20 protein-coding genes are annotated in these 23,582 nt (G+C 70.6%); all 20 read left to right on the top strand.

What is annotated here, in order from left to right; translation table 11 throughout:
- The first annotated feature begins 3 nt into the window (after positions 1-3).
- Entirely contained in the window at positions 4-1,185 is a 1,182-nt protein-coding gene (gene carA / locus MUN33_RS13135; RefSeq protein ID WP_244805358.1) for a glutamine-hydrolyzing carbamoyl-phosphate synthase small subunit, read from the top strand.
- Positions 1,186-4,536, top strand: a complete 3,351-nt coding sequence (gene carB, locus MUN33_RS13140) for a carbamoyl-phosphate synthase large subunit (protein WP_244805359.1) — start codon at positions 1,186-1,188, stop codon at positions 4,534-4,536.
- Positions 4,523-5,356: an orotidine-5'-phosphate decarboxylase gene (pyrF, locus tag MUN33_RS13145; protein ID WP_244805360.1), complete on the top strand. Its 834-nt coding sequence runs from the start codon at positions 4,523-4,525 to the stop codon at positions 5,354-5,356. Before carB ends, pyrF begins: the two co-directional genes overlap by 14 nt.
- Positions 5,357-5,670: 314 nt before the next feature.
- A complete protein-coding gene (gene mihF, locus MUN33_RS13150; protein ID WP_244805361.1) occupies positions 5,671-5,991 on the top strand; it encodes an integration host factor, actinobacterial type in 321 nt (106 codons plus the stop codon).
- Between the two features lie 44 nt (positions 5,992-6,035).
- Positions 6,036-6,602 (top strand): guanylate kinase, encoded by a 567-nt coding sequence (gene gmk, locus MUN33_RS13155; protein ID WP_439647865.1) that lies wholly within the window; start codon positions 6,036-6,038, stop codon positions 6,600-6,602.
- A gap of 26 nt (positions 6,603-6,628) precedes the next feature.
- Positions 6,629-6,901, top strand: a complete 273-nt coding sequence (gene rpoZ, locus MUN33_RS13160) for a DNA-directed RNA polymerase subunit omega (RefSeq protein ID WP_038548496.1) — start codon at positions 6,629-6,631, stop codon at positions 6,899-6,901.
- 133 nt (positions 6,902-7,034) lie between these two features.
- On the top strand, positions 7,035-8,291 hold the full coding sequence (coaBC, locus tag MUN33_RS13165; protein ID WP_244805363.1) for a bifunctional phosphopantothenoylcysteine decarboxylase/phosphopantothenate--cysteine ligase CoaBC: 1,257 nt from the start codon (positions 7,035-7,037) through the stop codon (positions 8,289-8,291).
- A gap of 139 nt (positions 8,292-8,430) precedes the next feature.
- Positions 8,431-9,690: a methionine adenosyltransferase gene (metK, locus tag MUN33_RS13170; protein ID WP_244805364.1), complete on the top strand. Its 1,260-nt coding sequence runs from the start codon at positions 8,431-8,433 to the stop codon at positions 9,688-9,690.
- Positions 9,691-9,699: 9 nt separating this feature from the next.
- Positions 9,700-11,817: a primosomal protein N' gene (locus tag MUN33_RS13175; RefSeq protein ID WP_500790166.1), complete on the top strand. Its 2,118-nt coding sequence runs from the start codon at positions 9,700-9,702 to the stop codon at positions 11,815-11,817.
- A gap of 152 nt (positions 11,818-11,969) precedes the next feature.
- Positions 11,970-12,908, top strand: a complete 939-nt coding sequence (locus tag MUN33_RS13180; RefSeq protein WP_244805365.1) for a type IV toxin-antitoxin system AbiEi family antitoxin domain-containing protein — start codon at positions 11,970-11,972, stop codon at positions 12,906-12,908.
- A 36-nt stretch (positions 12,909-12,944) separates the two neighbouring features.
- The gene (gene def, locus MUN33_RS13185; protein WP_244805366.1) at positions 12,945-13,448 is read left to right on the top strand and encodes a peptide deformylase; all 504 of its coding nucleotides are present in this window, start codon (positions 12,945-12,947) and stop codon (positions 13,446-13,448) included.
- A complete protein-coding gene (gene fmt / locus MUN33_RS13190) occupies positions 13,445-14,449 on the top strand; it encodes a methionyl-tRNA formyltransferase (RefSeq protein WP_244805367.1) in 1,005 nt (334 codons plus the stop codon). Before def ends, fmt begins: the two co-directional genes overlap by 4 nt.
- Positions 14,449-15,969 (top strand): RsmB/NOP family class I SAM-dependent RNA methyltransferase, encoded by a 1,521-nt coding sequence (locus MUN33_RS13195; protein WP_244805368.1) that lies wholly within the window; start codon positions 14,449-14,451, stop codon positions 15,967-15,969. Before fmt ends, MUN33_RS13195 begins: the two co-directional genes overlap by 1 nt.
- A gap of 10 nt (positions 15,970-15,979) precedes the next feature.
- The gene (gene rpe, locus MUN33_RS13200) at positions 15,980-16,666 is read left to right on the top strand and encodes a ribulose-phosphate 3-epimerase (protein WP_244805369.1); all 687 of its coding nucleotides are present in this window, start codon (positions 15,980-15,982) and stop codon (positions 16,664-16,666) included.
- A complete protein-coding gene (gene ribD, locus MUN33_RS13205) occupies positions 16,663-17,751 on the top strand; it encodes a bifunctional diaminohydroxyphosphoribosylaminopyrimidine deaminase/5-amino-6-(5-phosphoribosylamino)uracil reductase RibD (protein WP_244805370.1) in 1,089 nt (362 codons plus the stop codon). The genes rpe and ribD overlap by 4 nt, the downstream gene beginning before the upstream one ends.
- Before the next feature lie 678 nt (positions 17,752-18,429).
- The gene (locus tag MUN33_RS13210) at positions 18,430-19,065 is read left to right on the top strand and encodes a riboflavin synthase (protein WP_244805371.1); all 636 of its coding nucleotides are present in this window, start codon (positions 18,430-18,432) and stop codon (positions 19,063-19,065) included.
- Positions 19,062-20,339 carry a bifunctional 3,4-dihydroxy-2-butanone-4-phosphate synthase/GTP cyclohydrolase II gene (locus MUN33_RS13215; RefSeq protein ID WP_439647860.1) on the top strand — a complete coding sequence of 426 codons (1,278 nt, stop codon included), beginning with the start codon at positions 19,062-19,064 and terminating at the stop codon, positions 20,337-20,339. Before MUN33_RS13210 ends, MUN33_RS13215 begins: the two co-directional genes overlap by 4 nt.
- Positions 20,340-20,365: 26 nt before the next feature.
- Positions 20,366-20,848, top strand: coding sequence for a 6,7-dimethyl-8-ribityllumazine synthase (gene ribH / locus MUN33_RS13220; protein ID WP_244805372.1), 483 nt, complete (start codon positions 20,366-20,368; stop codon positions 20,846-20,848).
- Between the two features lie 192 nt (positions 20,849-21,040).
- Positions 21,041-21,472, top strand: a complete 432-nt coding sequence (locus MUN33_RS13225) for a PH domain-containing protein (protein WP_244805539.1) — start codon at positions 21,041-21,043, stop codon at positions 21,470-21,472.
- Between the two features lie 19 nt (positions 21,473-21,491).
- A complete protein-coding gene (uvrC, locus tag MUN33_RS13230) occupies positions 21,492-23,576 on the top strand; it encodes an excinuclease ABC subunit UvrC (RefSeq protein WP_244805373.1) in 2,085 nt (694 codons plus the stop codon).
- The last annotated feature ends 6 nt before the right edge of the window (positions 23,577-23,582 follow it).

Consider the following 23,582-nt stretch of genomic DNA (forward strand, 5'->3'; position numbering starts at 1 on the left):
GATATGACAGATACGACAGATACGACAGAGAAGAGTACTGCTGTGACTTCCTCCCGCACCCCCGCGCTGCTGGTGCTCGGCGACGGACGGGTGTTCCGTGGCCGGGCCTTCGGCGCCACCGGCACCACCCTCGGCGAGGCCGTGTTCACCACGGGCATGACCGGTTACCAGGAGACGATGACCGACCCGTCCTACCACCGGCAGATCGTCGTCGCCACCGCCCCGCAGATCGGCAACACCGGCTGGAACGACGAGGACGGCGAGTCCCACGGCGACCACATCTGGGTCGCCGGACTGGTGATCCGCGACCTGTCGCGGACCGTGTCCAACTGGCGGGCGGACCGCAGCCTCGCCGAGGAGATGGAGAAGCAGGGGGTCATCGGCATCCAGGGTGTCGACACCCGCGCGATCGTCCGGCACCTGCGGGACAAGGGGTCGGTGGCCGCCGCCGTCTTCAGCGGCGAGGCCGCCGGGCGTCCCGTCGAGGACCTCGTCGCCGAGGTCAACGCCCAGCCGTCGATGGCCGGTGCAGACCTGGCCACCGAGGTCTCCACCGACGAGAACTACGTCCTGGAACCCGAGGACGGGGCCGAGGCCCGGTTCACCGTGCTGGCCTACGACATGGGCATCAAGACCAACACCCCGCGCAACTTCGCCGCCCGTGGCGTGCGCACCGTGGTCGTCCCGGCGAACAGCCCGGTCGAACCGCTCATCGAGCAGTACTCGCCGGACGGCGTGTTCATCTCCAACGGTCCCGGCGACCCGGCGACCGCCGACGTCATGGTCGAGCAGGTCCGTACCGTGCTGGAGAAGAAGATCCCCCTGTTCGGCATCTGCTTCGGTAACCAGATCCTGGGCCGTGCCCTGGGCATGGACACCTACAAGCTGAAGTTCGGCCACCGCGGGATCAACGTCCCGGTGCTCAACCACCTCACCGGCAAGATCGACATCACCTCACAGAACCACGGGTTCGCCCTGAAGGGCCGCGCCGGTGAGCCCTTCGACACCGACTTCGGCACCGCCCAGGTCACCCACACCTGCCTCAACGACGACTGTGTCGAGGGTGTCGCCCTCGACAACGGCCTTGCCTTCTCCGTCCAGTACCACCCCGAGGCCGCCGCCGGTCCTCACGACGCCAATCCGCTGTTCGACCAGTTCATCGAACTGATGGAAGGGAACAACTAAATGCCGAAGCGCACCGACATCAACCACGTCCTCGTCATCGGCTCCGGCCCGATCGTGATCGGCCAGGCCTGTGAGTTCGACTACTCCGGCACCCAGGCCTGCCGCGCCCTGGAGGCCGAGGGCCTGCGGGTCTCGCTGATCAACTCCAACCCGGCCACGATCATGACCGACCCGGAGTTCGCCGACCACACCTACATCGAGCCGATCCAGCCCGAGTACATCGAGAAGATCTTCGCCGCGGAGAAGGAGGCCGGCCACCCGGTCGACGCCGTGCTCGCGACCCTCGGCGGGCAGACCGCGCTGAACGCCGCCATCCAGCTGGACCGCGCCGGCATCCTCGAGAAGTACGGTGTCGAGCTCATCGGCGCCGACATCGACGCCATCGAGCGTGGTGAGGATCGCCAGAAGTTCAAGGACATCGTCGCCTCCATCGGCGGCGACTCGGCACGGTCCCGGGTCTGCCACAACATGGACGAGGTCCACGACACCGTCGCCGAGCTGGGCCTGCCGGTCGTCGTGCGCCCCTCGTTCACCATGGGTGGCCTGGGCTCCGGCCTGGCCTTCACCTACGAGGACCTGGACCGCATCGCCGGCGGTGGCCTGGCCGCCTCCCCGGAGGCCAACGTGCTCATCGAGGAGTCCATCCTCGGCTGGAAGGAGTACGAGCTGGAGCTCATGCGCGACGGCGACGACAACGCCGTGGTCGTCTGCTCCATCGAGAACGTCGACGCCCTCGGCGTGCACACCGGCGACTCGATGACCGTCGCCCCGTCGATGACGCTCACCGACCGTGAGTACCAGATCATGCGTGACCAGGGCATCGCCATCCTGCGCGCCGTCGGTGTCGACACCGGTGGCTGCAACATCCAGTTCGCCGTCAACCCGGAGGACGGCCGCCTGATCACCATCGAGATGAACCCGCGCGTCTCGCGCTCTTCGGCCCTGGCGTCCAAGGCCACCGGTTTCCCGATCGCCAAGATCGCCGCCCTGCTGGCCATCGGCTACACCCTCGACGAGCTGCGCAACGACATCACCCAGGTCACCCCGGCCGCCTTCGAGCCGACCCTGGACTACGTGATCGTCAAGGCACCGCGCTTCGCCTTCGAGAAGTTCCCCGGCGCCGACGACACCCTGACCACCACCATGAAGGCCGTGGGCGAGGCCATGTCCGTGGGCCGCAACTACATCGCCGCGCTGAACAAGGTGCTGCGCTCCCTGGAGACCAAGCCTGCCGGGTTCTGGACCACCAGCGACGAGTACTTCGCGGGCGACCGTGCCACCGACCTCGCGGCCGTGCTCGACGACCTGGGCCGTCCGACCGAGGGCCGTATCTACGACATGGAGCTCGCCCTGCGTCTGGGCGCGACCGTGGACCAGGTCCACCGCGCCTCGGTGGGCGTGGACCCGTGGTTCCTGCACGAGCTCAAGGCACTGGTGGACTTCCGCGCCGAGCTGGAGGACGCCCCGGTGCTCTCCGAGGAGCTGCTGCGTGAGGCGAAGTACATGGGCCTGTCCGACGCCCAGATCGCCGCCCTGCGTCCGGAGCTCGCCGGCGAGGACGGCGTCCGCGCCCTGCGGTGGTCGCTGGGTATCCGCCCGGTGTTCAAGACCGTGGACACCTGCGCCGCCGAGTTCGAGGCACAGACCCCGTACCACTACTCGGCCTACGAGCTCGACCCGGAGGCCGAGTCCGAGGTCGCCGAGCAGCGTGACCGCGACAAGATCATCATCCTGGGCTCCGGCCCGAACCGGATCGGCCAGGGCATCGAGTTCGACTACTCCTGTGTGCACGCCGCGCTGGAGCTGTCCCGGGTCGGCTACGAGACCGTGATGGTCAACTGCAACCCGGAGACCGTCTCCACCGACTACGATACGGCCGACCGCCTGTACTTCGAGCCGCTGACCTTCGAGGACGTCATGGAGGTCTACCACGCCGAGACGCAGTCCGGCACCGTGGCCGGCGTGATCGTCCAGCTCGGCGGCCAGACCCCGCTGGGCCTGGCGCAGCGTCTCACCGACGCCGGCGTCCCGGTCATCGGCACCACCTCCGAGGCCATCAACCTGGCCGAGGACCGCGGCGAGTTCGGCACCGTGCTGGAGAAGGCGGGGCTGCCCGCGCCGGCCTTCGGTACGGCGACGAGCTTCGCCGAGGCGCGCGACGTGGCGTCCCGCATCGGCTACCCGGTGCTGGTCCGCCCGTCCTACGTGCTGGGTGGCCGCGGTATGGAGATCGTGTACGACGAGGCCTCCCTGGAGGACTACATCGAGCGGGCGACCGAGATCACCTCGGACCACCCGGTGCTGGTGGACCGCTTCCTGGACAACGCCATCGAGATCGACGTCGACGCCCTCTGCGACGGCGAGGAGGTCTACCTCGCCGGGGTCATGGAGCACATCGAGGAGGCCGGCATCCACTCCGGTGACTCCGCCTGCGCCCTGCCGCCGATGACGCTGGGGGAGGGCGACATCGAGAACGTCCGCCGGTCCACCGCGGCACTGGCCCACGGCATCGGTGTCAAGGGCCTGATGAACATCCAGTTCGCCCTGAAGGACGACATCCTCTACGTCATCGAGGCCAACCCGCGCGCCTCCCGCACCGTGCCGTTCGTCTCGAAGGCCACCGGTGTGCCGCTGGCCAAGGCTGCCTCGCGGATCATGACCGGCACCCCGATCCGGGAACTCATCGCCGAGGGCCTGATCCCCGGGGACCGGGACGGCGGCTCGCTGCCGCTGGGCCACCCCATCGCGGTCAAGGAGGCGGTCATGCCGTTCAACCGCTTCCGCAGCCCGGAGGGCGACATGCTCGACAGCCTGCTGAGCCCGGAGATGAAGTCCACCGGCGAGGTCATGGGCCTGGACTCGGACTTCGGTACCGCCTTCGCCAAGTCCCAGGAGGCCGCCACCGGCTCCCTGCCCACCAGTGGACGGGTGTTCGTCTCGGTGGCCAACCGTGACAAGCGGACCATGATCCTGCCGATCCAGCGGCTGGCGTCGCTCGGGTTCGACCTGGTCGCCACCGAGGGCACCGCGGCGATGCTGCGGCGCAACGGCCTGGAGTGCGAGGTCGTGGCCAAGCAGACCGACATCGAGTCCGGTGCCGCCGAGCCCGGCAAGCGGTCGGTCGTGGACCTCATCGACGAGGGGTCGATCGACTTCATCCTCAACACCCCGGCCGGCACCGCCGCCGCCCGCGGGGACGGCTACGACATCCGTGCCGCCGCGGTCCGCCAGGGAGTCTCCTGCGTGACCACGGTCCAGGGTGCCGTCGCCGCGGTGCAGGGGATCGAGGCGCTGAAGGGCTCGACCACCGTGGTCCGCGCGATCCAGGACGTCAAGCATGACAACTTCTGACGGGACGTTCGGCGAACGCTACCTGGCCCGCTCCCGGGACCTGGGCCGGCTGTGCGTGGGCATGGACCCGCACGCGGGCATCCTGGAGTCCTGGGGCCTGGGCGTGGACGTCGCCGGGCTCGAGGAGTTCTCGCGCCGCTGTGTGGAGGCCTTCGCCGACACCGCTTGCGTCGTCAAACCCCAGGTGGCCTTCTACGAGGCCTTCGGGTCGGACGGACTCGCCGTGCTGGAGAAGTCCCTGGCGGAGTTGCGGCGGGCCGGCACCCTGGTCATCGCGGACGCCAAGCGCGGTGACATCGGCTCCACGATGGCCGGGTACGCCCGGGCGTGGCTGTCGGACGACTCGCCGCTGTGCGCGGACGCGGTCACCGTGTCGCCGTACCTCGGCCTGGATTCCCTCGCCCCGGCGTTGGACGCCGGCGAGGCGACCGGCAGGGGGGTGATCGTCCTGTCGGCGACGTCCAACCCCGAGGGGCCGCAGTTCCAGACCCTGACGACCCCCGGTGGCGGCAGCGTGGCGCAATCGGTGGTCGACTGGGCGGCGTCGCACAACGCGCGGCACGCCGGCGGCGGCAACGTCGGCGTGGTCGTCGGTGCGACGGTCACCGACCCGCCGGAGTTGTGTGACGTCGGCGGCATCGTCCTGATGCCCGGGGTCGGCGCCCAGGGCGGGGCGGCCGACGACATCCGCCGGATCGCCGGAACGGCGGAGAAGTGGGCCAGCCCCAACATCTCGCGGTCCGTGCTCTCGGCGGGCCCGGATGTTGGGGATCTGCGCCGGGCCGTCGTCGAGGCGTCGGCGGCGTTCCCGCAGGTCTGAGCGCGCTGTCCGGCACCGCCCGGCGCAGTGCGAACTGGGGGTTTGTTCAACTTCCCCCGGTCGTAGTGCTACACTTGGCGCGTTGTTTCATGGTCGCGACCTGCGGCGCTCCTCCCGTGGCAATGCGGGGAGGGGGTCGCCGGGCGCCCGACAAGCACCAGGCGCGTACTTTCCGTGTGGGGCTGTTGCTATTCGGCACAGCGCATCGCTAGGATTCGTCGAGGCTGACGGTCGGACGTCGTTCCGGCCGGCTGAAACACCTGAAGTACCCCAGAGCAAGTGACATCGAACCACAGAACAAGACGGAGGAACCCGTGGCCCTTCCCCAGTTGACCCCGGAGCAGCGTGCAGAAGCCCTGAAGAAGGCCGCCGAGGCCCGCAAGGCCCGTGCCGAGCTCAAGGAGAAGCTCAAGCGTGGAGGCACCGACCTCAAGCAGGTCCTTGCTGACGCCGACGATGACGCGATCATCGGCAAGATGAAGGTGTCCGCCCTTCTCGAGGCCATGCCCAAGGTCGGCAAGGTCAAGGCGCAGGAGATCATGACCGAGCTGGAGATCGCCCCGACCCGTCGCCTCCGCGGTCTCGGTGACCGTCAGCGTCGTGCCCTGCTGGAGCGCTTCGGTTTCGAGGTCTAGGAGCCTTGACCCCGCAAGTACAGGCCGAAGGGCAGGGCACGGACGTGTCCGGACCGCACCTGGTCGTCCTGGCGGGACCGTCGGCGGTCGGGAAGTCCACGGTCGTCGCACAGTTGAAGGCGACGGTCCCGCACCTTTTCTTCAGTGTGTCGTGGACGACCCGGGACCCCCGTCCCGGTGAAGTCGACGGACGGGATTACCACTACGTCTCCCGGGAGCGTTTCCGGGACGAGGTGGACAGTGGTCTCATGCTTGAGTGGGCGGAGATCCACGGTGGGCTGCAGTTGTCGGGGACTCCCCGGCAGCCGGTCACCGAGGCCCTCCAGGCGGGTCGCCCGGTGCTGGTCGAGGTCGACCTGGCCGGTGCCCGCAACATCAAGCAGATGATGCCCGAAGCCCTCACGGTGTTCCTGGCGCCTCCCACCTGGGAGGACCTGGTGGAACGACTGACCGGCCGCGGTACCGAGAGCGAGGACGTGATCCGTCGTCGCCTGGAGACCGCCCGGGAGGAACTGGCCTCCAAGGACGAGTTCGACCGTGTGGTCGTCAACCGGGACGTCACCGAGGCCGTCGCCGAGATCAGCGCACTGCTGACCGGACGCGCACAGTAAGACTATTCGAGAAACAAAGGTGTGGAGTGGAAACCAACGACAACTCAACCGTCTTCGACCCGGCGGTCGGCATCACGAACCCGCCGATCGACGATCTGCTGACCAAGGTGTCCTCGAAGTACGCCCTGGTGATCTTCGCGGCCAAGCGCGCGCGCCAGATCAACAACTACTTCCAGACCGTCGGTGACGGCGTGTTCGAGTTCGTCGGCCCGCTGGTCACGCCGGAGGCCCACGAGAAGCCGCTGTCGGTGGCGCTGCGTGAGATCGAGGGCGACCTGCTGGAGCACACCGAGGGCTGACACCGCCCTCCGCCGTGTCCGGGCCCGTCACGGACGTCGTCGTCCCCCGTCACCGGGGGAGGGGACGTCGGTGACGGGCCTGACCCGTTCCCGCCCCACGGTGGCGCGGGGCGGTGGGCTAGGCTGGTGACCCGTGAGTGAAAACAATCTGAACGTGCTCGTCGGCGTCGGTGGCGGCATCGCCGCCTACAAGTCCGGTGCCCTGGTGCGCCACTTCACCGAGGCCGGGCATGACGTGCACGTCATCCCGACCGAGTCCGCACTGCGTTTCGTCGGTGCGGCGACTTTCGAGGCGTTGTCGGGCAACCCGGTGTCGACGACGGTCTTCGACGGCGTCGACGAGGTCCGTCACGTGCGGCTCGGGCAGGACGCCGACCTGATCGTGGTGGCCCCGGCGACCGCGGACCTGCTGGCGCGGCTGGCGCACGGCCGGGCGGACGACCTGCTGACCGCCAGCGTGCTGGTCGCCACGTGTCCGGTGGTGCTGGCTCCGGCGATGCACACCGAGATGTGGCAGAATCCGGCGACCCGGGAGAACGTGGCGACCCTGCGCCGCCGGGGGGTCACGGTGCTGGAACCCGCGCACGGCCGGTTGACGGGGACGGACTCGGGCGCCGGACGGTTGCCGGAGCCGGAGCACATCGGGGCGTTGGCGACGGCGGCGCGGGAGCGTTTCGGTGTCTTCCGCCAGTCGTTGGCGGGCCGGCGCATCCTGGTGACCGCCGGCGGTACCCACGAGGCGTTGGATCCGGTGCGTTACCTCGGCAACGCGTCCTCGGGACGTCAGGGCTTCGCCCTGGCCGATGTCGCCGTGCAGCGTGGTGCCCAGGTGGAGCTGGTGGCCGGGGTCACCGACGATCTGCCGGTGCCGTCGGGTGCCCGGGTGACCCGTGTCCGCAGTGCCCGGGAGCTCGACGAGGCTGTCGGCGAGCTGGCCGGTGGGGTGGACGCGGTGGTCATGGCCGCGGCGGTGGCGGACTTCCGTCCGGCGACCACGGCCGGGGCGAAGCTGAAGAAGGGCGGGGAGGACGACCTGTCCACCCTGCCGTTGACGGAGAACCCGGACATCCTGCGGGGACTGGTGGAGCGCCGGCGTGCCGGCGGTCTGCCGGAGGACCTGGTGATCGCCGGGTTCGCCGCCGAGACCGGGGACGACCGTCATTCACCGCTGGACCACGCCCGTGCCAAGCTGGAGCGTAAGGGCTGCGACCTGTTGATGTGCAATGCGGTAGGTGACGGGGTCGTCTTCGGCCAGGACGACAGCCGCGGCTGGATCCTCACCCCGGGCGAGCGTCCGGGGGCCGAGGAGGTCACCGAGGTGCCGGAGGCCTCGAAGTTGATCGTGGCCTCGTACATCGTCGACGCGCTCGAGGAGCTGCTGCCCGGCTGACACCGCGGCCGGGACACGGCGGGGCCGCCCCTGTGTCACCACCTTACAGACTGCTTGGTCTAGGATGGTGACGTTCGGGCGCGCACCACGCTCAGGAATCACAAGACATATCGCGACAGGAAGTCAGGAAGTCAGGACAGTGACCACTTCGTCCAATGCAAGCCCCCGTCTCTTCACCAGTGAGTCCGTGACCGAAGGCCACCCCGACAAGATCTGTGACGCCATCTCCGACACGATCCTCGACGCGCTGCTGACGAAGGACCCGCACTCCCACGTCGCCGTGGAGACCCTGGTCACCACCGGCCAGGTGCACGTGGCCGGCGAGGTCCGTACCGACGCCTACGTCGAGATCCCGAAGCTGGTCCGCGAGACGCTGCTGAGCATCGGGTTCACCTCCTCGTCGGTGGGCTTCGACGGCCGGACCTGCGGGGTCAACATCGCCATCGGCGAGCAGTCGCAGGAGATCGGCGACGGTGTCGACACCTCCCACGAGATCCGCAGCGGCGCCGCCGACGACAAGTACGAGGACGTCGACCAGGCAGGTGCCGGCGACCAGGGCCTGATGTTCGGCTACGCCACCGACGAGACGCCCGAGCTGATGCCCCTGCCGATCGCCACGGCGCACCGGCTGTCGCGCCGGCTGACCCAGGTGCGCAAGGAAGGTATCGTCAACCACCTGCGTCCGGACGGCAAGACCCAGGTCACTTTCGCCTACGACGAGCAGGGCCGCCCGTCGCACCTGGACACCGTGGTCATCTCCACCCAGCATGACGAGGAGATCAGCCAGGCGGAGCTCGCCGAGCACCTGCGCACCCACGTGGTCGACTGGGTCATCGAGGACGCCGGCCTGCAGGACTTCGTGACCGGTGAGCTGACGCTGCTGATCAACCCGTCCGGCTCGTTCATCCTCGGCGGGCCGATGGGCGACGCCGGGCTGACCGGGCGCAAGATCATCGTGGACACCTACGGCGGCATGGCCCGCCACGGCGGTGGCGCGTTCTCCGGCAAGGACCCGAGCAAGGTCGACCGGTCGGCCGCCTACGCGATGCGGTGGGTGGCGAAGAACATCGTGGCCGCCGGCCTGGCCCGCCGCGCCGAGGTGCAGGTGGCCTACGCCATCGGCCGTGCCCGCCCGGTGGGCCTGTACGTGGAGACGTTCGGCACCGCGCGCGACGGACTCACCGACGAGCAGATCCAGCAGGCTGTCAGCGAGGTCTTCGACCTGCGCCCCGGCGCGATCATCCGTGACCTGGACCTGCTGCGCCCGATCTACGCGCAGACGGCCGCCTACGGCCACTTCGGCCGTACCGACGTCGACCTGCCGTGGGAGAACACCGACCGTGCCGGGGCCCTGACCGCGGCGGTCGAGGGGATCGTCGCGGCGACCGTGGCGCAGTAGGCACACCCGGTGGCGGACTCCTCCGACACGGCCGCGGGGACGGTACCCGGGGTGACCGACCCGGTCGCCCGGGTGTTGCCGTTGCTCGGTATGCCGCACCTGGACCGGCTCTTCGACTACGCGGTCCCGCCTGCCCTCGCCGACGAGGCGCGTCCGGGGGTGAAGGTGCGGGTGCGGTTCGCCGGGCGCCTGGTGGACGCGCTGCTGGTGGAGCGGCGTCGCACCACCGACCATGTCGGTACGCTGGCGCCGCTGAACCGGGTGATCAGCCCGGTGCAGCTGGTCCCGCCGCGCCTGTGGTCGCTGGTGAACCATCTCGCCGACCGGTACGCCGGCACCCGCTCGGACGTGATCCGTGCCCTGGTGCCGGCGCGGCACGCCGCGGCGGAGAAGGACGGCTTGTTCGGTGGGGGCGCCGGGTGGGAGGACCTGTACGGGTCGCTGGTGTCCCGGGACGACCTCGTGGCCGCACCGCGTGACGCGGCGGTGTCCGGGTGGGCGGGGTACCGGCACGCCGACAGTTTCCTGCGTGCGGTGCATGCCGGGCGCGAGGCCCGCGCGTCGTGGTTGTGGGCCCCGGGGGAGGACTGGGCGGCCCGGGTGGCGGAGGCGGTGTCCTCGGTGGCCTGGGCCGGGGGCGGGGTGCTGGTGGTGGCCCCGGACCAGCGGGACGTCGACCGGTTGGTCGCCGCGTTGCGGGTGTACCTGTCGGCGGCGCAGATCACGGAGCTGAGCGCGAAGGTGGGCCCGGCCGCCCGTTACCGGCGGTACCTGTCGGTCCTCGCCGGCCAGGGGCGGGTGGTCGTCGGCACGCGGTCGGCGGCGAGTGCCCCGGTGCAGGATCTGCGCCTGATCGTGCTGTTGGGCGAGGCCGACGACAGTCTGGTGGACCCGCGGGCGCCGTACCTGCACGCCCGGGAGGTGCTGCGGTTGCGCTCGGAGCTGGAGTCCACGGCCCTGCTGGTCGGTGGGGCGCACCGGTCGGCGGAGGTCCAGCAGTGGGTCGAGGAGGGGTTCACCCCGACGCTGCGCCCGGAGCAGGGCACGCTCCGGGAACGGATGCCGTGGGTTCACGCCCTCGACGACATCCACGACGCCCACGCCGGTCACGCCCGGTTGTCCTCGACGGTGGTCAAGGCGATGCGCCGGAGCCTGGAAGCGGGTCTGCCGTGCCTGGTGCAAGTGCCGCGGCGTGGGTACGCCCCGGCGGTGGCGTGTGCGACGTGCCGCACCCCGGCACGGTGCCGGCGGTGCAACGGGCCGCTGGAGCTGCCGGCGGGGTCGGACAGGTCAGGCGGATCCGGCGGGGCCATGCCTGTCTCCCCGCGGTGCCGGTGGTGCGGTGCCTTAGAGGGGCACTTCACCTGTGGCGGGTGTGGCGGTCACGCGTTGCGTATGTCGGTGGTCGGCCAGGAGCGAACCGCCGAGGAGCTGGGCCGTGCCTTCCCCGGGGTGCCGGTGGTGGTCTCCGGGGGCGGGCAGACGCGCACCGGTGTCCCGTCCCGTCCGGGTCTGGTGGTGGCGACTCCGGGGGCGGAACCGGTCGTCGACGGTGGCGGCTACGGTGCGGTGGTGGTGCTGGACACCTGGCTGACCCTGGGCCGTGAGGATCTGCGTGCCGGGGAGAACGCCCTGCGGCAGTGGATGCAGGCGTCGTGTCTGGCGGTGCCGCGGGAACGCGGTGGTGAGGTCGTGGTGGCTGTGGCGCCGGACGACCCGACGGTGCAGGCGCTGATCCGGTGGGACCCGGAGGGTGCGGCCGCCCGTGAGCTGGCGGCACGGAGGGAGGCGTCCTTCCCGCCGGCGGTGACGCTGATCGCGGTGGACGGGACGTCGACCTCGCTGGAGCAGTTCGAGGCCGCCTGGACCCCGCCGGAGCAAGTCGGTGGGGTCGAGCGCCTCGGCCCGGTGGAGTTGCCGCCGGGGGTGCGTCTTCCGGCCGGGTTGGGCGACCGGGAGGCGGACCAGGCGCGACGGTTGATCATCCGGGTGCCGGTGCCGGCGGAGGCCCCGGGCGAGACGGTGGAGGCGCTGGGGGCGTCGTTGCGTGCGGCGCAGTCCCTGCGTGCCACCCGGCGTCAGACCGACCCGCTGCGGATCGTCGTCGACCCGGTGCGGGTGGGGTAGCCGGGTCGGACCCCCGGTGATGGATGCCAGGATTCGACGTCCGGCGTCACCGGTTCGCGGATTCCGGTACCCGACGACGGCTCGGGAGGCTATCGTCGGGGGCACCAGGAGCGGCAGGGGGCCGGCTCTCGGGGGAAACTAGGGGGAAGTCCATGCAGAAGAGGTTCTGGCGTACCAGCGAACTGCGGGCGGCGGGCAAGAGCGCCGACGAGATCGCCGGGGCGGTCCGGCGCGGGGAGATCCACAGGATGGCCCACGGCATCTACGGCACGGAGGAACCGACCGACCTGGTCCGGCTCGCCGCACTGGTGTGGGCCCGGCCCGGGCTGGTCTACACCGGCCGGACGGCGGGGTTCCTGCACGGGCTACAGCCGATGGTCTGGCCGGCCGAGGCGGCGGTGCCACGGGGTACCAGCAGGAAAGGCGGCCGGTATCTGCGGTTGTCGGGCGCCGGACGGACGCGCGGGGTCGTGGTGGACGGTCTGCCGGTCCTGACACCGCTGGCCACCGCCGTCGCCTGTGGGGAGGTCGCGGTCTGGCGGCGGCGCAACTTCCTGCAGCAGGCCTACACCGGGGTGCGCGGTAACGAGAGGCTGGCGGCGGACCTCGCGGCCCTGGGCCCCACGGACCGCGCCCGAGCCGCTGATCTCACCGCGGGCCTGGTCACGGGCACGGCCAGCTACCTCGAGTTGCAGGTGGTGCGTGCGCTCATGACCGCGCTCGACGGGCTGGAGGTCAGTGTGGAGGTCAACATGCTGGTCAGGGGGTACCGTTTCGACATCGTGATCCCCGAGGCCCGGGTGTGCGTCGAGATCGACAGCCGGCTGTACCACTCCTCGGAGACTGCGTCGGCCGAGGACTTCATCAAGGACCGGTGGAAGGGGAATGCGGCGGTGCGGTGGGGGTGGACGCTGTTGCGGTACCCGGACGCCAGTGTCGAGATCGCGCTCGACGAGGTCGTGGCCGAGGTGCTGGACACCGTGGAGCACAATCTGGCGCACCCGCGGGCCCGGGTGCTGCGGACCCGCGAGCTGCCGACGGACCGCGAGGTGTGGTGGTGGCATCCGGGTCTGGGGCCAGCGGACCGGTAGCGGCGCCGTGACCCGGCGACGGTAGACTGTGGCGCCATGACCGTTCTCGATATCCGTCTCTTCGGTGACCCTGTGCTGCGCACGGTCGCCGACCCGGTGGACGACCCCACCGGCGACGACTCCCTGCCCGCCTTCATCGACGACATGCTGGAGACCATGGACTCTGCCGGAGGGGTGGGCCTGGCCGCCAACCAGGTCGGCGTGACCCGCCGGGTCTTCGTCCACGACTGCGACGGCGACCGTGGCCACATCATCAACCCGGTGTGGGAGGCGCTCGACGACGAGGTGCAGACCGCCCGGGAGGGCTGCCTGTCGGTGCCGGACGCCGGCGGGCAGGTGACCCGTCACAACCGGGTGCGTGTCACCGGTGTCACGGTGGACGGCGCGCCGGTGGACCGTGAGGTCAGCGGCCTGATGGCCCGGTGTGTCCAGCATGAGACCGACCATCTGGACGGGGTGATGTTCTTCCAGCGCATGGAGCCGACCGACCGGCGTGCGGTGATGGCGGACATCCGGGCGAGTGGGTGGTTCAACCGATGAGGATCCTGTTCGCCGGCACCCCGGAGCCGGCTGCCGTGACGCTGGAGTACCTGCTCAACGAATCCGACCACGAGGTCGTCGCCGTGCTGACCCAGCCGGACGCCCGACGCGGCCGCGGCCGCACTCTGCACCCGTCGAAGGTCGCCGAGGTCGCCGGGGCCCACGGGGTCCCGGTGCACAAGTTCACCTCCCTGAAGCCCGGCCACGAGGACGCCGCGGAGGTCCGTGAGATCCTGCGCGGGTACGCCGCTGACGGTGTCGAGGCGGTGGCCGTGGTGGCCTACGGCCAGATCCTGCCGGGGGATGTGCTGGACATCTTCACCCACGGTTGGATCAACCTGCACTTCTCCCTGTTGCCGCGGTGGCGTGGTGCGGCGCCGGTGCAGGCCGCGATCGCCGCGGGGGACCAGACGACCGGGGCGACGACGTTCCGGATCGTCCCGGAGCTGGACGCCGGCCCGGTCACCGGGGAGGTCACCGAGGCCGTGGGGCCCGAGGACACCGCCGACGACCTGCTGACCCGGCTGACCTACTCCGGGCGGGTACTGCTGGCCGAGACGCTGACGGGCCTGGAGTCCGGCGCGGTGGTGCCGGTGGCGCAGTCGGAGGAGGAGTCGACCTACGCCGCGAAGATCACCAGTGCCGACGCCCGGGTCGACTGGCGTGCCCCGGCGGCGGTGGTGCAGCGTACGGCGCGGGCACACACCCCGGCACCGGGCCCGTGGACGGTGCTCGACGGGGAGCGCTACAAGCTTGGGCTGATGCGCGTCACCGACAGTGCCGACAGCACCGACAGCACACCCGCGCTCGCACCCGGCCAGGTGCACGCCACGAAGGACGCGGTGTTCGTGGGCGCCGGCGACGGTGTCCTGGAGGTCACCCGGGTCCAGCCGCCGGGCAAGAAGATGATGGCCGCCGCCGACTGGGCCCGTGGCCGGTCGGACCTGTTCGGCCAGGGGCGTACGGTGGTATTCGACAGCACAGCAGAGGGAGTGTCCTGATGGCGGGTTTCCGCGCACGGTCGACGTCCGGCGAGCCCGCCAAGGGGCGCCCGGGGCAGAAAGGGACCGCCGGTTACCGGCGGCGCAGTGAGTCGCACCGCAAGGAGCACGAGGACAAGCGCTCGGCCCGCGGGTCGGGCGACCGGGTGCGCGACGTGATCTTCGGGGTGCTGCGGCAGGTCAGTGCGCAGGACGCCTACGCCAACCTGGTGTTGCCGGGGGCGCTGAAGTCCGCCGGCCTGTCGGGACGCGACGCCGCGTTCGCCACGGAGCTCACCTACGGCACGTTGCGTGCCCGGGGGCTGTTGGACGCGGTGATTGCCGAGGCCGCGGGCCGGCCGGTGGGCAAGATCGACGAAACGGTGCTGGATGCCCTGCGTCTGGGCGCCTACCAGATCCTGCGGACCCGGGTGGACGACCATGCAGCGGTGAACACCACGGTGGAGCTGGTCAAGGCCAACGGTGAGGAGAAGGCCGCCGGGTTCACCAACGGTGTGCTGCGTCGGATCACCCGGTCGTCGCCGCAGGAGTGGCTGGACACGGTGACCGCCGGGGCGGAGCCGTTGGCGGCGTTGGCGTTGCGCCACGCCCACCCGCTGTGGGTCGCCGAGGTCTTCAACGGTGCCCTCGGCGGGACGACGGAGTCCCCGGCGGAGGAGCTGGAGGCGGCGTTGGACGCCGACGACCAGCGTCCGCAGGTGCACCTGGCGGCGCGGCCGGGCCAGATCTCCGCCGAGGAGCTGGCCCTGGTCACCGGCGGCGAGGAGGGCCGGTGGTCGCCGTACGCGGTGTACCTGCCCGAGGGTGATCCGGGCACGCTCGAGCCGGTGCAGGAGGGCCTGGCGTCGGTGCAGGACGAGGGCAGTCTGCTCATCGCCCTGGCCCTGTTGCGTGCCGCCGTGGACGGCGACCGGGGCCGGTGGCTGGACCTGTGCGCGGGTCCCGGTGGCAAGACGGCGTTCCTGGCGTCGTGGGCCATGGGCGACGGTGCCCGGGTGGATGCGGTGGAGCCGGCGGAGCACCGTGCCGAGCTCGTGCGGACGGCCACCCGCGGTCTGCCGGTGACGGTGCACGTGGGTGACGGCCGCGAGCTGTCCGGGATCCAGGGGTTGGACGTGCCGGCCGGCGACCGGCCGGGGTATGACCGGGTGCTGGTCGACGCCCCGTGCACGGGTCTGGGTGCGCTGCGTCGGCGCCCGGAGGCACGTTGGCGCAAGGACGCCGCCGATGTCGCGCCGCTGGTGTCGTTGCAGCGCGACCTGCTGCGTTCGGCGCTGGCGGCGACGGCGCCGGGCGGGGTCACGGTCTACTCGACCTGTTCGCCGCACCCGGCGGAGACCACGGAGGTGGTGCGCGCGGTGGCCGAGGAGACCGGTGCGGTGATCGAGGACGCCACGGCGTTGTTCCCGGAGCTCACCGGTGTCGACGGCCCGTTCGTCCAGTTGTGGCCGCACCGCCACGGCACGGACGCGATGTTCTTCGCCGTGCTTCGCCGGCCTGTGCCGACAGCGACCGGCTAGAATCGCGGGCATGAGTTCCGCACGCCGAGCACCGCTGATCGCCCCGTCCATCCTCGCCGCCGATTTCGCCGACCTCCGGGGCAGTATCGCCCTGGTGCCGGGGGCGGACTGGCTGCACATCGACGTGATGGACGGCCATTTCGTGCCGAACCTGAGTTTCGGGCTGCCGGTGGCCGAGGCGGTGCGCCGGTCCACGGACACGTTCCTGGACGTGCACCTGATGATCGAGGACCCGGCCCGGTGGGCGCCGGACTACGCCGCGTTCGGCAACGTGACCTTCCACCTGGAGGCGGTGGAGGACGTCGACGCCGCGGTCGCACTGGCCACCACGCTGCGGGAGGCGGGGACGAAGGCCGGGGTGAGTGTGAAGCCGGGGACCCCGGTGGAGCCGCTGCTGGACCACCTCGACGCGTTCGACACGGTGCTGGTGATGAGTGTGGAGCCGGGCTTCGGCGGGCAGTCGTTCATGCCGGAGGTGCTGGACAAGGTCCGTGCGTTGCGCGCCCGGATCGACGCCGACGGGCTGGGGACGCTCGTGGAGATCGACGGCGGCATCGGCCCGGACACGGTAGGGGTCAGTGCCGAGGCGGGGGTGGACGTGTTCGTCGCCGGATCGAGCGTTTTCGGTGCGGAGAAGCCGGAGGCGCGTGTCACCGAATTGCGCACCACCGCGGCAGCGGCCGTCGCCGGGGCATGACGGCGGCGGCACTGCTGCCTCTGCTCACCGCGGCGGGGGTCGGTCGGGACGAGGCCGGGGCCCTCGCGGACGCGGTACTCGAGGCGGACGCGGCCGGCCACAGGGTGCGGGGGACGACCTCGCCGAATCCTCCGGTGGGTGCGGTGGTCCTCGACGCCCACGGCACGGTGGCCGGTGTCGGTGCGACGAATCCGCCGGGCGGTGCCCACGCCGAGGTCGTGGCCCTGGCGGAGGCGGGGGAGCGGGCCCGGGGTGGCACGGCTGTCGTCACCCTGGAGCCGTGCAACCACACCGGTCGGACCGGTCCGTGCAGCCAGGCGTTGCTGGAGGCGGGGATCAGCCGGGTGGTGTACGTCTTCGCCGACCCGGGGGATGCCGAGGGTGGCGGGGCCGGGTACCTGCGGGCCCGTGGGGTGGAGGTCGTCGGCCCGTTGCTGCAGGACGGTGACCTCCCGGTGGGGATGCCGGTGTTCAGTGTGGAGCCGTGGCTGGTGTCGCGCCGGCTGGGGCGTCCGCATGTCACGCTGAAGTACGCGGCCACGATGGACGGTTTCGCCGCGGCGACGGACGGGTCCTCGCAGTGGATCACCGGGAAGCCGGCGCGTGCCCGGGTGCACCTGGACCGTTCCCGGCGGGACGCGGTCGTGGTGGGCACGGGCACGGTGGCGGCGGACGATCCGCGGCTCACGGCCCGGCGGCCGGACGGCAGCCTCTACGACCACCAGCCGTTGCGTGTGGTGGTGGGCCTGACCGGTCTCCCGGGGCAGGCGGCGATCCACCCGGCGGTGCATGTGCCGACCCGTGACCTGGAGGTCGTGCTCGACGAGCTTGCGGCCAGGGGTGTGGTGGACGTACTCGTGGAGGGTGGCCCGCATCTGGCGGCGGCGTTCATCGCCGCCGGCCTTGTCCACGCGGTGGAGGCGTACACCGCTCCGGCGTTGCTGGGCGCGGGTCTTCCTGCGGTGGTGGCCGGCCCGGGAACGACCACGACGATGGCTGGTATCCAGCGGTTCACGTTGAGGTCGGCAGAGACCATCGGCGGGGACGTGCTGACCGTGACGACGCGGGCGTGCAATCCACGTTAAGGTGCCGACGAGGGGCGGAGTTTCTGTTGATTTTTATGAATCGGAACGGGTTAGTTATCACGTTTCTATACTGATGAAGGGTCAACATAGTTGCCAAGCAGCGCCGATCTGGACGTTAAAGGTCCCGGCCTATCCGTCAAATGCAGTAGAAACGCATTGCCTACCCGGTCTGTGATTGTGAGGCTCATTGGCCTGAATGCTGACGACCTCCGTCGATTGCGCTTTTCCACTCAGAGAACACCTACGGATCCAGTAGCTGGGACCCTCGTTATCCCTGAGCCGTGCCGGCCCCCTGAACGGACCGTGGTCGGTGGTGGAGACCCGGCCACTACCACCGCCCGCGGCCCAGTCGGATCGGCACGGGACAAGTCGGAGAATCCTGGCTAGCTCGGCGTCCACGCCGACCATCCTGACCATGTGACCCGCGCGGCCGGCGAACGGCAGATTGATCACGGCGCTCGACCAACAACACCACCGGTGCCAACGGCGTGCAGCTCTCCGGCGCCCTCCAGGAAGGGCAGATCTGGCCCGGGATGAAGTTCCGCCGTATGCCTCCCGGCCGGGCGCAATGGCTTGACCGGTCGCGTGTGGCCCGTGTGGTCCAGGTCGCGCACAGCCCCGGGCAGTGACGTGCCCCGCTGTACATCGGGGCGCCGTCCTGCCCTAGACTGAACACTTATGTTCACCGGAATCGTCGAGGAGACGGGCACGGTCGCCGAGGTCGACGGCACCGCAGACGCCCAGCGTATCCGCATCTCCTGCAACCACGTGGTGCAGGACGCCACCCACGGGGCCTCCATCTCCGTCAACGGGGTGTGCCTCACCGTCACAGAGTTCGACAACACCGGCTTCTGGGCCGACTGCATGAAGGTCACGCTCGACTACACGGCCCTGGGGTCCGCACGCCCCGGGGACCGGGTCAACCTCGAGCGCGCCACCCCGGCCGGCGGGCGCCTGGGCGGCCACATCGTCCAGGGACACGTCGACGGCACCGCGACACTGGTGTCCCGCACCCGGGGCAGCGAGTGGGAGGTCTTCCGCTTCACCCTCGCCGACGGAGACAATTCCGCCGACAGTGCCGGTCTGGCCCGCTACATCGCGAAGAAGGGCAGCATCGCCGTCAACGGGGTCTCGCTCACCGTCGCCGAGGTCGGGCCCGTCACCGACCCGTGGTTCGAGGTCTCGCTGATCCCCACCACCCTCACCGACACCATGCTCGGCGACCTCGCCGCCGGCGACACCGTCAATATCGAGTGCGATGTCCTGGCCAAGTACCTTGACCGGCTCGCCCAGGCAGAAGGAGACGCCCAGTGAGCGACCTCAACGACACCACCCGTCCCGCCGGCGACCGGGTCAGCCTGCTCGACCCCGTCGAGGACGCCATCACCGACATCGCCGCCGGCAAGCCGGTCGTCGTCGTCGACGACGAGGACCGGGAGAACGAGGGCGACATCATCTTCGCCGCGGAGATGGCCACCCCGGAGACCGTCGCCTTCACCGTCCGGCACTCCTCCGGCTACATCTGCGCCGCCATTCCCGACGACGAGGCCGACCGGCTCGGGCTGCCGCCGATGGTCGCCCGCAACGAGGACGTCCGCGGCACCGCCTACACCGTCACCGTCGACGCCGCCGAGGGCATCACCACCGGTATCAGCGCCACCGACCGTGCCCGCACCCTGCGCCTGCTCGCCGACCCGACGGCCACCCGCGAGTCCTTCAACCGCCCCGGCCACGTCGTCCCGCTGCGGGCGAAGAAGGGCGGCGTGCTCCAGCGCGGCGGCCACACCGAGGCCTCGGTGGACCTCGCCCGCGCCGCCGGACTACGTCCCGCCGGTGTGCTGTGCGAGGTCGTCTCCGAGGACGACCCCACCGGCATGGCCCGGCTGCCCGAACTGCGCCGGTTCTGCGACGAACACGGCCTGTCACTGATCTCCATCGAGCAGCTCGCCGAATGGCGCCGGGTGCACACCCCGGTGGTCACCCGCAGCGTGGAGGCACGCCTGCCCACCCGCTTCGGCAACTTCCACACCGTGGCCTACAGCGGCCTGGTCGACGGCGTCGAGCACGTCGCCCTCGTCGCCGGTGACGTACGGGCCGACAACGGCGAGGACGTGCTGGTGCGCATCCACTCCGAATGCCTCACCGGCGACATCTTCGGCTCACTGCGGTGCGACTGCGGTGAACAGCTCGCCGCCTCCCTCGACCGGATCACCGAGGCGGGCCGCGGGGTGCTGGTGTACCTGCGCGGCCAGGAGGGCCGCGGTATCGGCCTGGTGCCCAAGCTCAAGGCCTACAACCTGCAGGACAACGGCATGGACACCGTCGACGCCAACACCGCCCAGGGCCTGCCGGTGGACTCGCGCGAGTACAGTGCCGCCGCGCAGATCCTGCGCGACCTCGGGGTCACCTCGGTGGCCCTGCTGTCCAACAACCCGGGCAAGCGGCTTGACCTGGAGCGCCACGGCATCCCGGTGACCCGCCGGGTGCCGGTGGAGCTGCCCGCCAACCCGGAGAACGAGGCCTACCTGCGCACCAAGCGTGACCGGATGGGCCACCAGATCGACTCACTGACCCCCGCGGCACCCTGACACCCGCACCCTGAGAAGGAGACACCATGCCCTCGGACGGACTCGCCGACATCACCCTCACCCGTGACTCCGGTGCCGGATACCGCGTCGCCGTGGTCACCGCGTCCTGGAACGCGGAGATCACCGACCGGCTGCACGACCACGCCGTCTCCGCGCTGCGCGACGCCGGCGCCTACGTCGGCCAGTGGCGGGTCGCCGGGGCGGTCGAACTGCCGGTCGTCGCCGCGGAGGCGGCGAAGAACTTCGACGCCGTCGTCGCCAACGGCTGCGTGATCCGTGGGGAGACCGCCCACTTCGACCACGTCTGCAACGCCGTGACCTACGGGCTGACCCGGGTGTCGCTCGACTCCGGCAAGCCCGTCGGCAACGGTGTGCTCACCGTGGAGAACCAGGAGCAGGCCGTCGCCCGGTCCGGCGGCGAGGGGGCCCTGGAGGACAAGGGCGCCGACGCCGCCCGCGCCGCCCTGCACTCCCTGCTGGTGCTGCGGGACATCCGCTCGGCACGGTAGGGGTCTCAGGGGTGCCCGCACCGTCCCCGTTCCGCCGTATGGTTTCGCCGTCGTCGAACGGCGGGGGTAGGCTGGTGAGCCGTGAGCAGCTCTGAATCAGTGTCCAAGACCGCCGAGTCCGTCGCCGGACAGGACGCCGCTCCGGCGCCCGTCAGCGCACACCAGGGCACGGGGAGGCAGCAGGGCGAGTGGCTGCTGACCGTCACCTCCACCAGCCTGCGGTGGTGGGCGGTCATCGGCGCCGTGGTGGTCATGGCCGTGCACGTCTTCATGGCGGTCGTCTCCGGTGTGGGGGACACCGGCGCCACCGTCAGCACCGTCGACCAGTGGTCCTTCATCGGCATCGGGGTGATCATCTCCGGTGTCGTGCTGATGCTGCTGCGCCCCCGGGTGCGCGTCAACGAGGACGGGGTCGAGGTACGCAACATCTTCGGCGCCCAGTTCTACCGCTGGTCGATCATCCACGGCCTCTCGTTCCCCCGTAACGCCCGCTGGGCGCGGCTGGAACTGCCGGACTTCGAGTTCGTCCCCATGATGGCCTTCCAGGTCGCCGACAAGTCCACGATCGCCGCGAAGGTGGAGGAGTTCCGCGTCCTGGAGGACCGTTACATGCCCGACGAGTAGGAGGGTAGGCTTCGAGTTCATGGCCGACCCCGCCTCCTACCGCCCCGCCCCCGGAACGATCCCCACCAGTCCGGGGGTCTACACCTTCCGCGACCACGACGACCGGGTCATCTACGTCGGCAAGGCGAAGAACCTGCGGAGCCGGCTGTCCAACTACTTCCAGGACCCCGGCAACCTCGAACCGCGGATCCGCGCGATGGTGCACACCGCCGACCACGTCCAGTGGACCGTCGTCGGCAGCGAGATCGAGGCACTGAACCTCGAGTACACCTGGATCAAGAAGTTCGCCCCCCGGTTCAACGTGATGTACCGGGACGACAAGACCTACCCCATGCTGGCTGTCAGCGTGAAGGAGCAGTACCCGCGGGCCTTCCTCTACCGGGGCCCGCGCAAGAAGGGCGTGCGCTACTTCGGGCCGTACCCCAAGGCGTGGGCGATCCGGGACACCCTGGAGTCGTTGACCCGTGTCTTCCCCGTCCGTACCTGCACCACCGGGGTCTACCGGCGCCACGAGCAGCTGGGGCGCCCCTGCCTGCTGGGCTACATCGACCGTTGTTCGGCACCCTGTGTCGGGCGGGTCTCGCCGTCGGAGCACCGCGAGCTGGTCGACGGGTTCTGCTCCTTCCTCGCCGGCGGCAACACCGACCGGGTGATGCGCGAGGTACGGGGGGAGATGACCGAGGCCGCCGAGAACCTCGACTTCGAACGTGCCGCGTCGCTGCGGGACCAGCTCGGGGCGATGGAGAAGACGGTGGAGAAGCAGGCCGTGGTCTTCTCCGACGACACCGACGCCGACCTCGTCGCCGTGGCCAGTGACGAGCTGGAGGCCGCCGTGCAGGTCTTCCACGTGCGCGGCGGACGGATCCGCGGCCAGCGCGGCTGGGTGGTGGAGAAGAAGGCGTCCACCGACGACACCACCGGTGCCGGGGGCACTGACGGTACCGGTGCCACCGACGGCACCGACGGCTCCGACCCGACGTGGCCCACCCTGCTGGAGGACTTCCTCACCCAGTTCTACGGCCAGAACGCCGAACTCGCCGACGCCACCGAATCCGCCGTCGGCGGCAACTCCCGGGTCAGCGAGCCCGACGGCGTCACCCTGGAACCGGTACCGCGGGAGATCCTCGTCCCGGTGCAGCCGACCGACGCCGGCCGGCTGACCGACTGGCTCACCGTCCTGCGCGGCGCCCGGGTGACCCTGCGCGTGCCGCAGCGCGGGGACAAGCGCTCGCTCATGGAGACCGCCACCACCAACGCCACCCAGGCCCTGCGGCAGCACAAGATCGCCCGCGCCGGTGACCTCACCACCCGCTCGGCGGCGCTGCAGGAGCTGCAGGAGGCGCTGTGGATGGACGATTCCCCGCTGCGCATCGAGTGCACCGACATCTCCCACATCCAGGGCACCGACGTGGTGGCCAGCCTGGTGGTGTTCGAGGACGGGTTGCCGCGCAAGTCCGACTACCGCCGGTACCGCATCCGCGAGGCCGCCGGCGACGGGCACTCCGACGACGTCGCCTCGATCGCCGAGGTCGTCCGGCGCCGTTTCAAGCGCCACCACAAGGACCGCACGGCCGTGCCAGAGGGCGACGACGGCGGTGACCTGCTCGACGGCGAGGTCACCGTGGAGCAGGTCGAGGCGGGCTCGAGGAAGTTCGCCTACCCGCCGCAGCTCTTCGTCGTCGACGGCGGGAAACCGCAGGTCAATGCCGCCCAGGCGGTGCTCGACGAACTCGGGGTCACCGACGTCACCCTGGTGGGGGTCGCCAAACGTCTGGAGGAGCTGTGGGTGCCCGGCGACGAGTACCCGGTGATCCTGCCCCGTAACTCCCAGGCGCTGTACCTCATCCAGCAGCTGCGCGACGAGGCCCACCGCTTCGCGATCACCTTCCACCGCTCCAGCCGGGGCCGGCGGATGACGCGCTCGGCCCTCGACGAGGTCAAGGGACTCGGGCCGAAACGACGTGCCGAGCTGGTGCGGAACTTCGGGTCGGTGGCGAAGGTCCGCGAGGCCGGCGTGGAGGGGATATCGCAGGTCCCGGGATTCGGGCCGGCCCTGGCCCAGGCTGTGGTCGACGCACTGACGGAGCCGGAGGGTTCGGTCTAGAATCGT

The organism is Corynebacterium kalidii (assembly GCF_022869005.1).
GTDB classification, from domain to species: domain Bacteria; phylum Actinomycetota; class Actinomycetes; order Mycobacteriales; family Mycobacteriaceae; genus Corynebacterium; species Corynebacterium kalidii.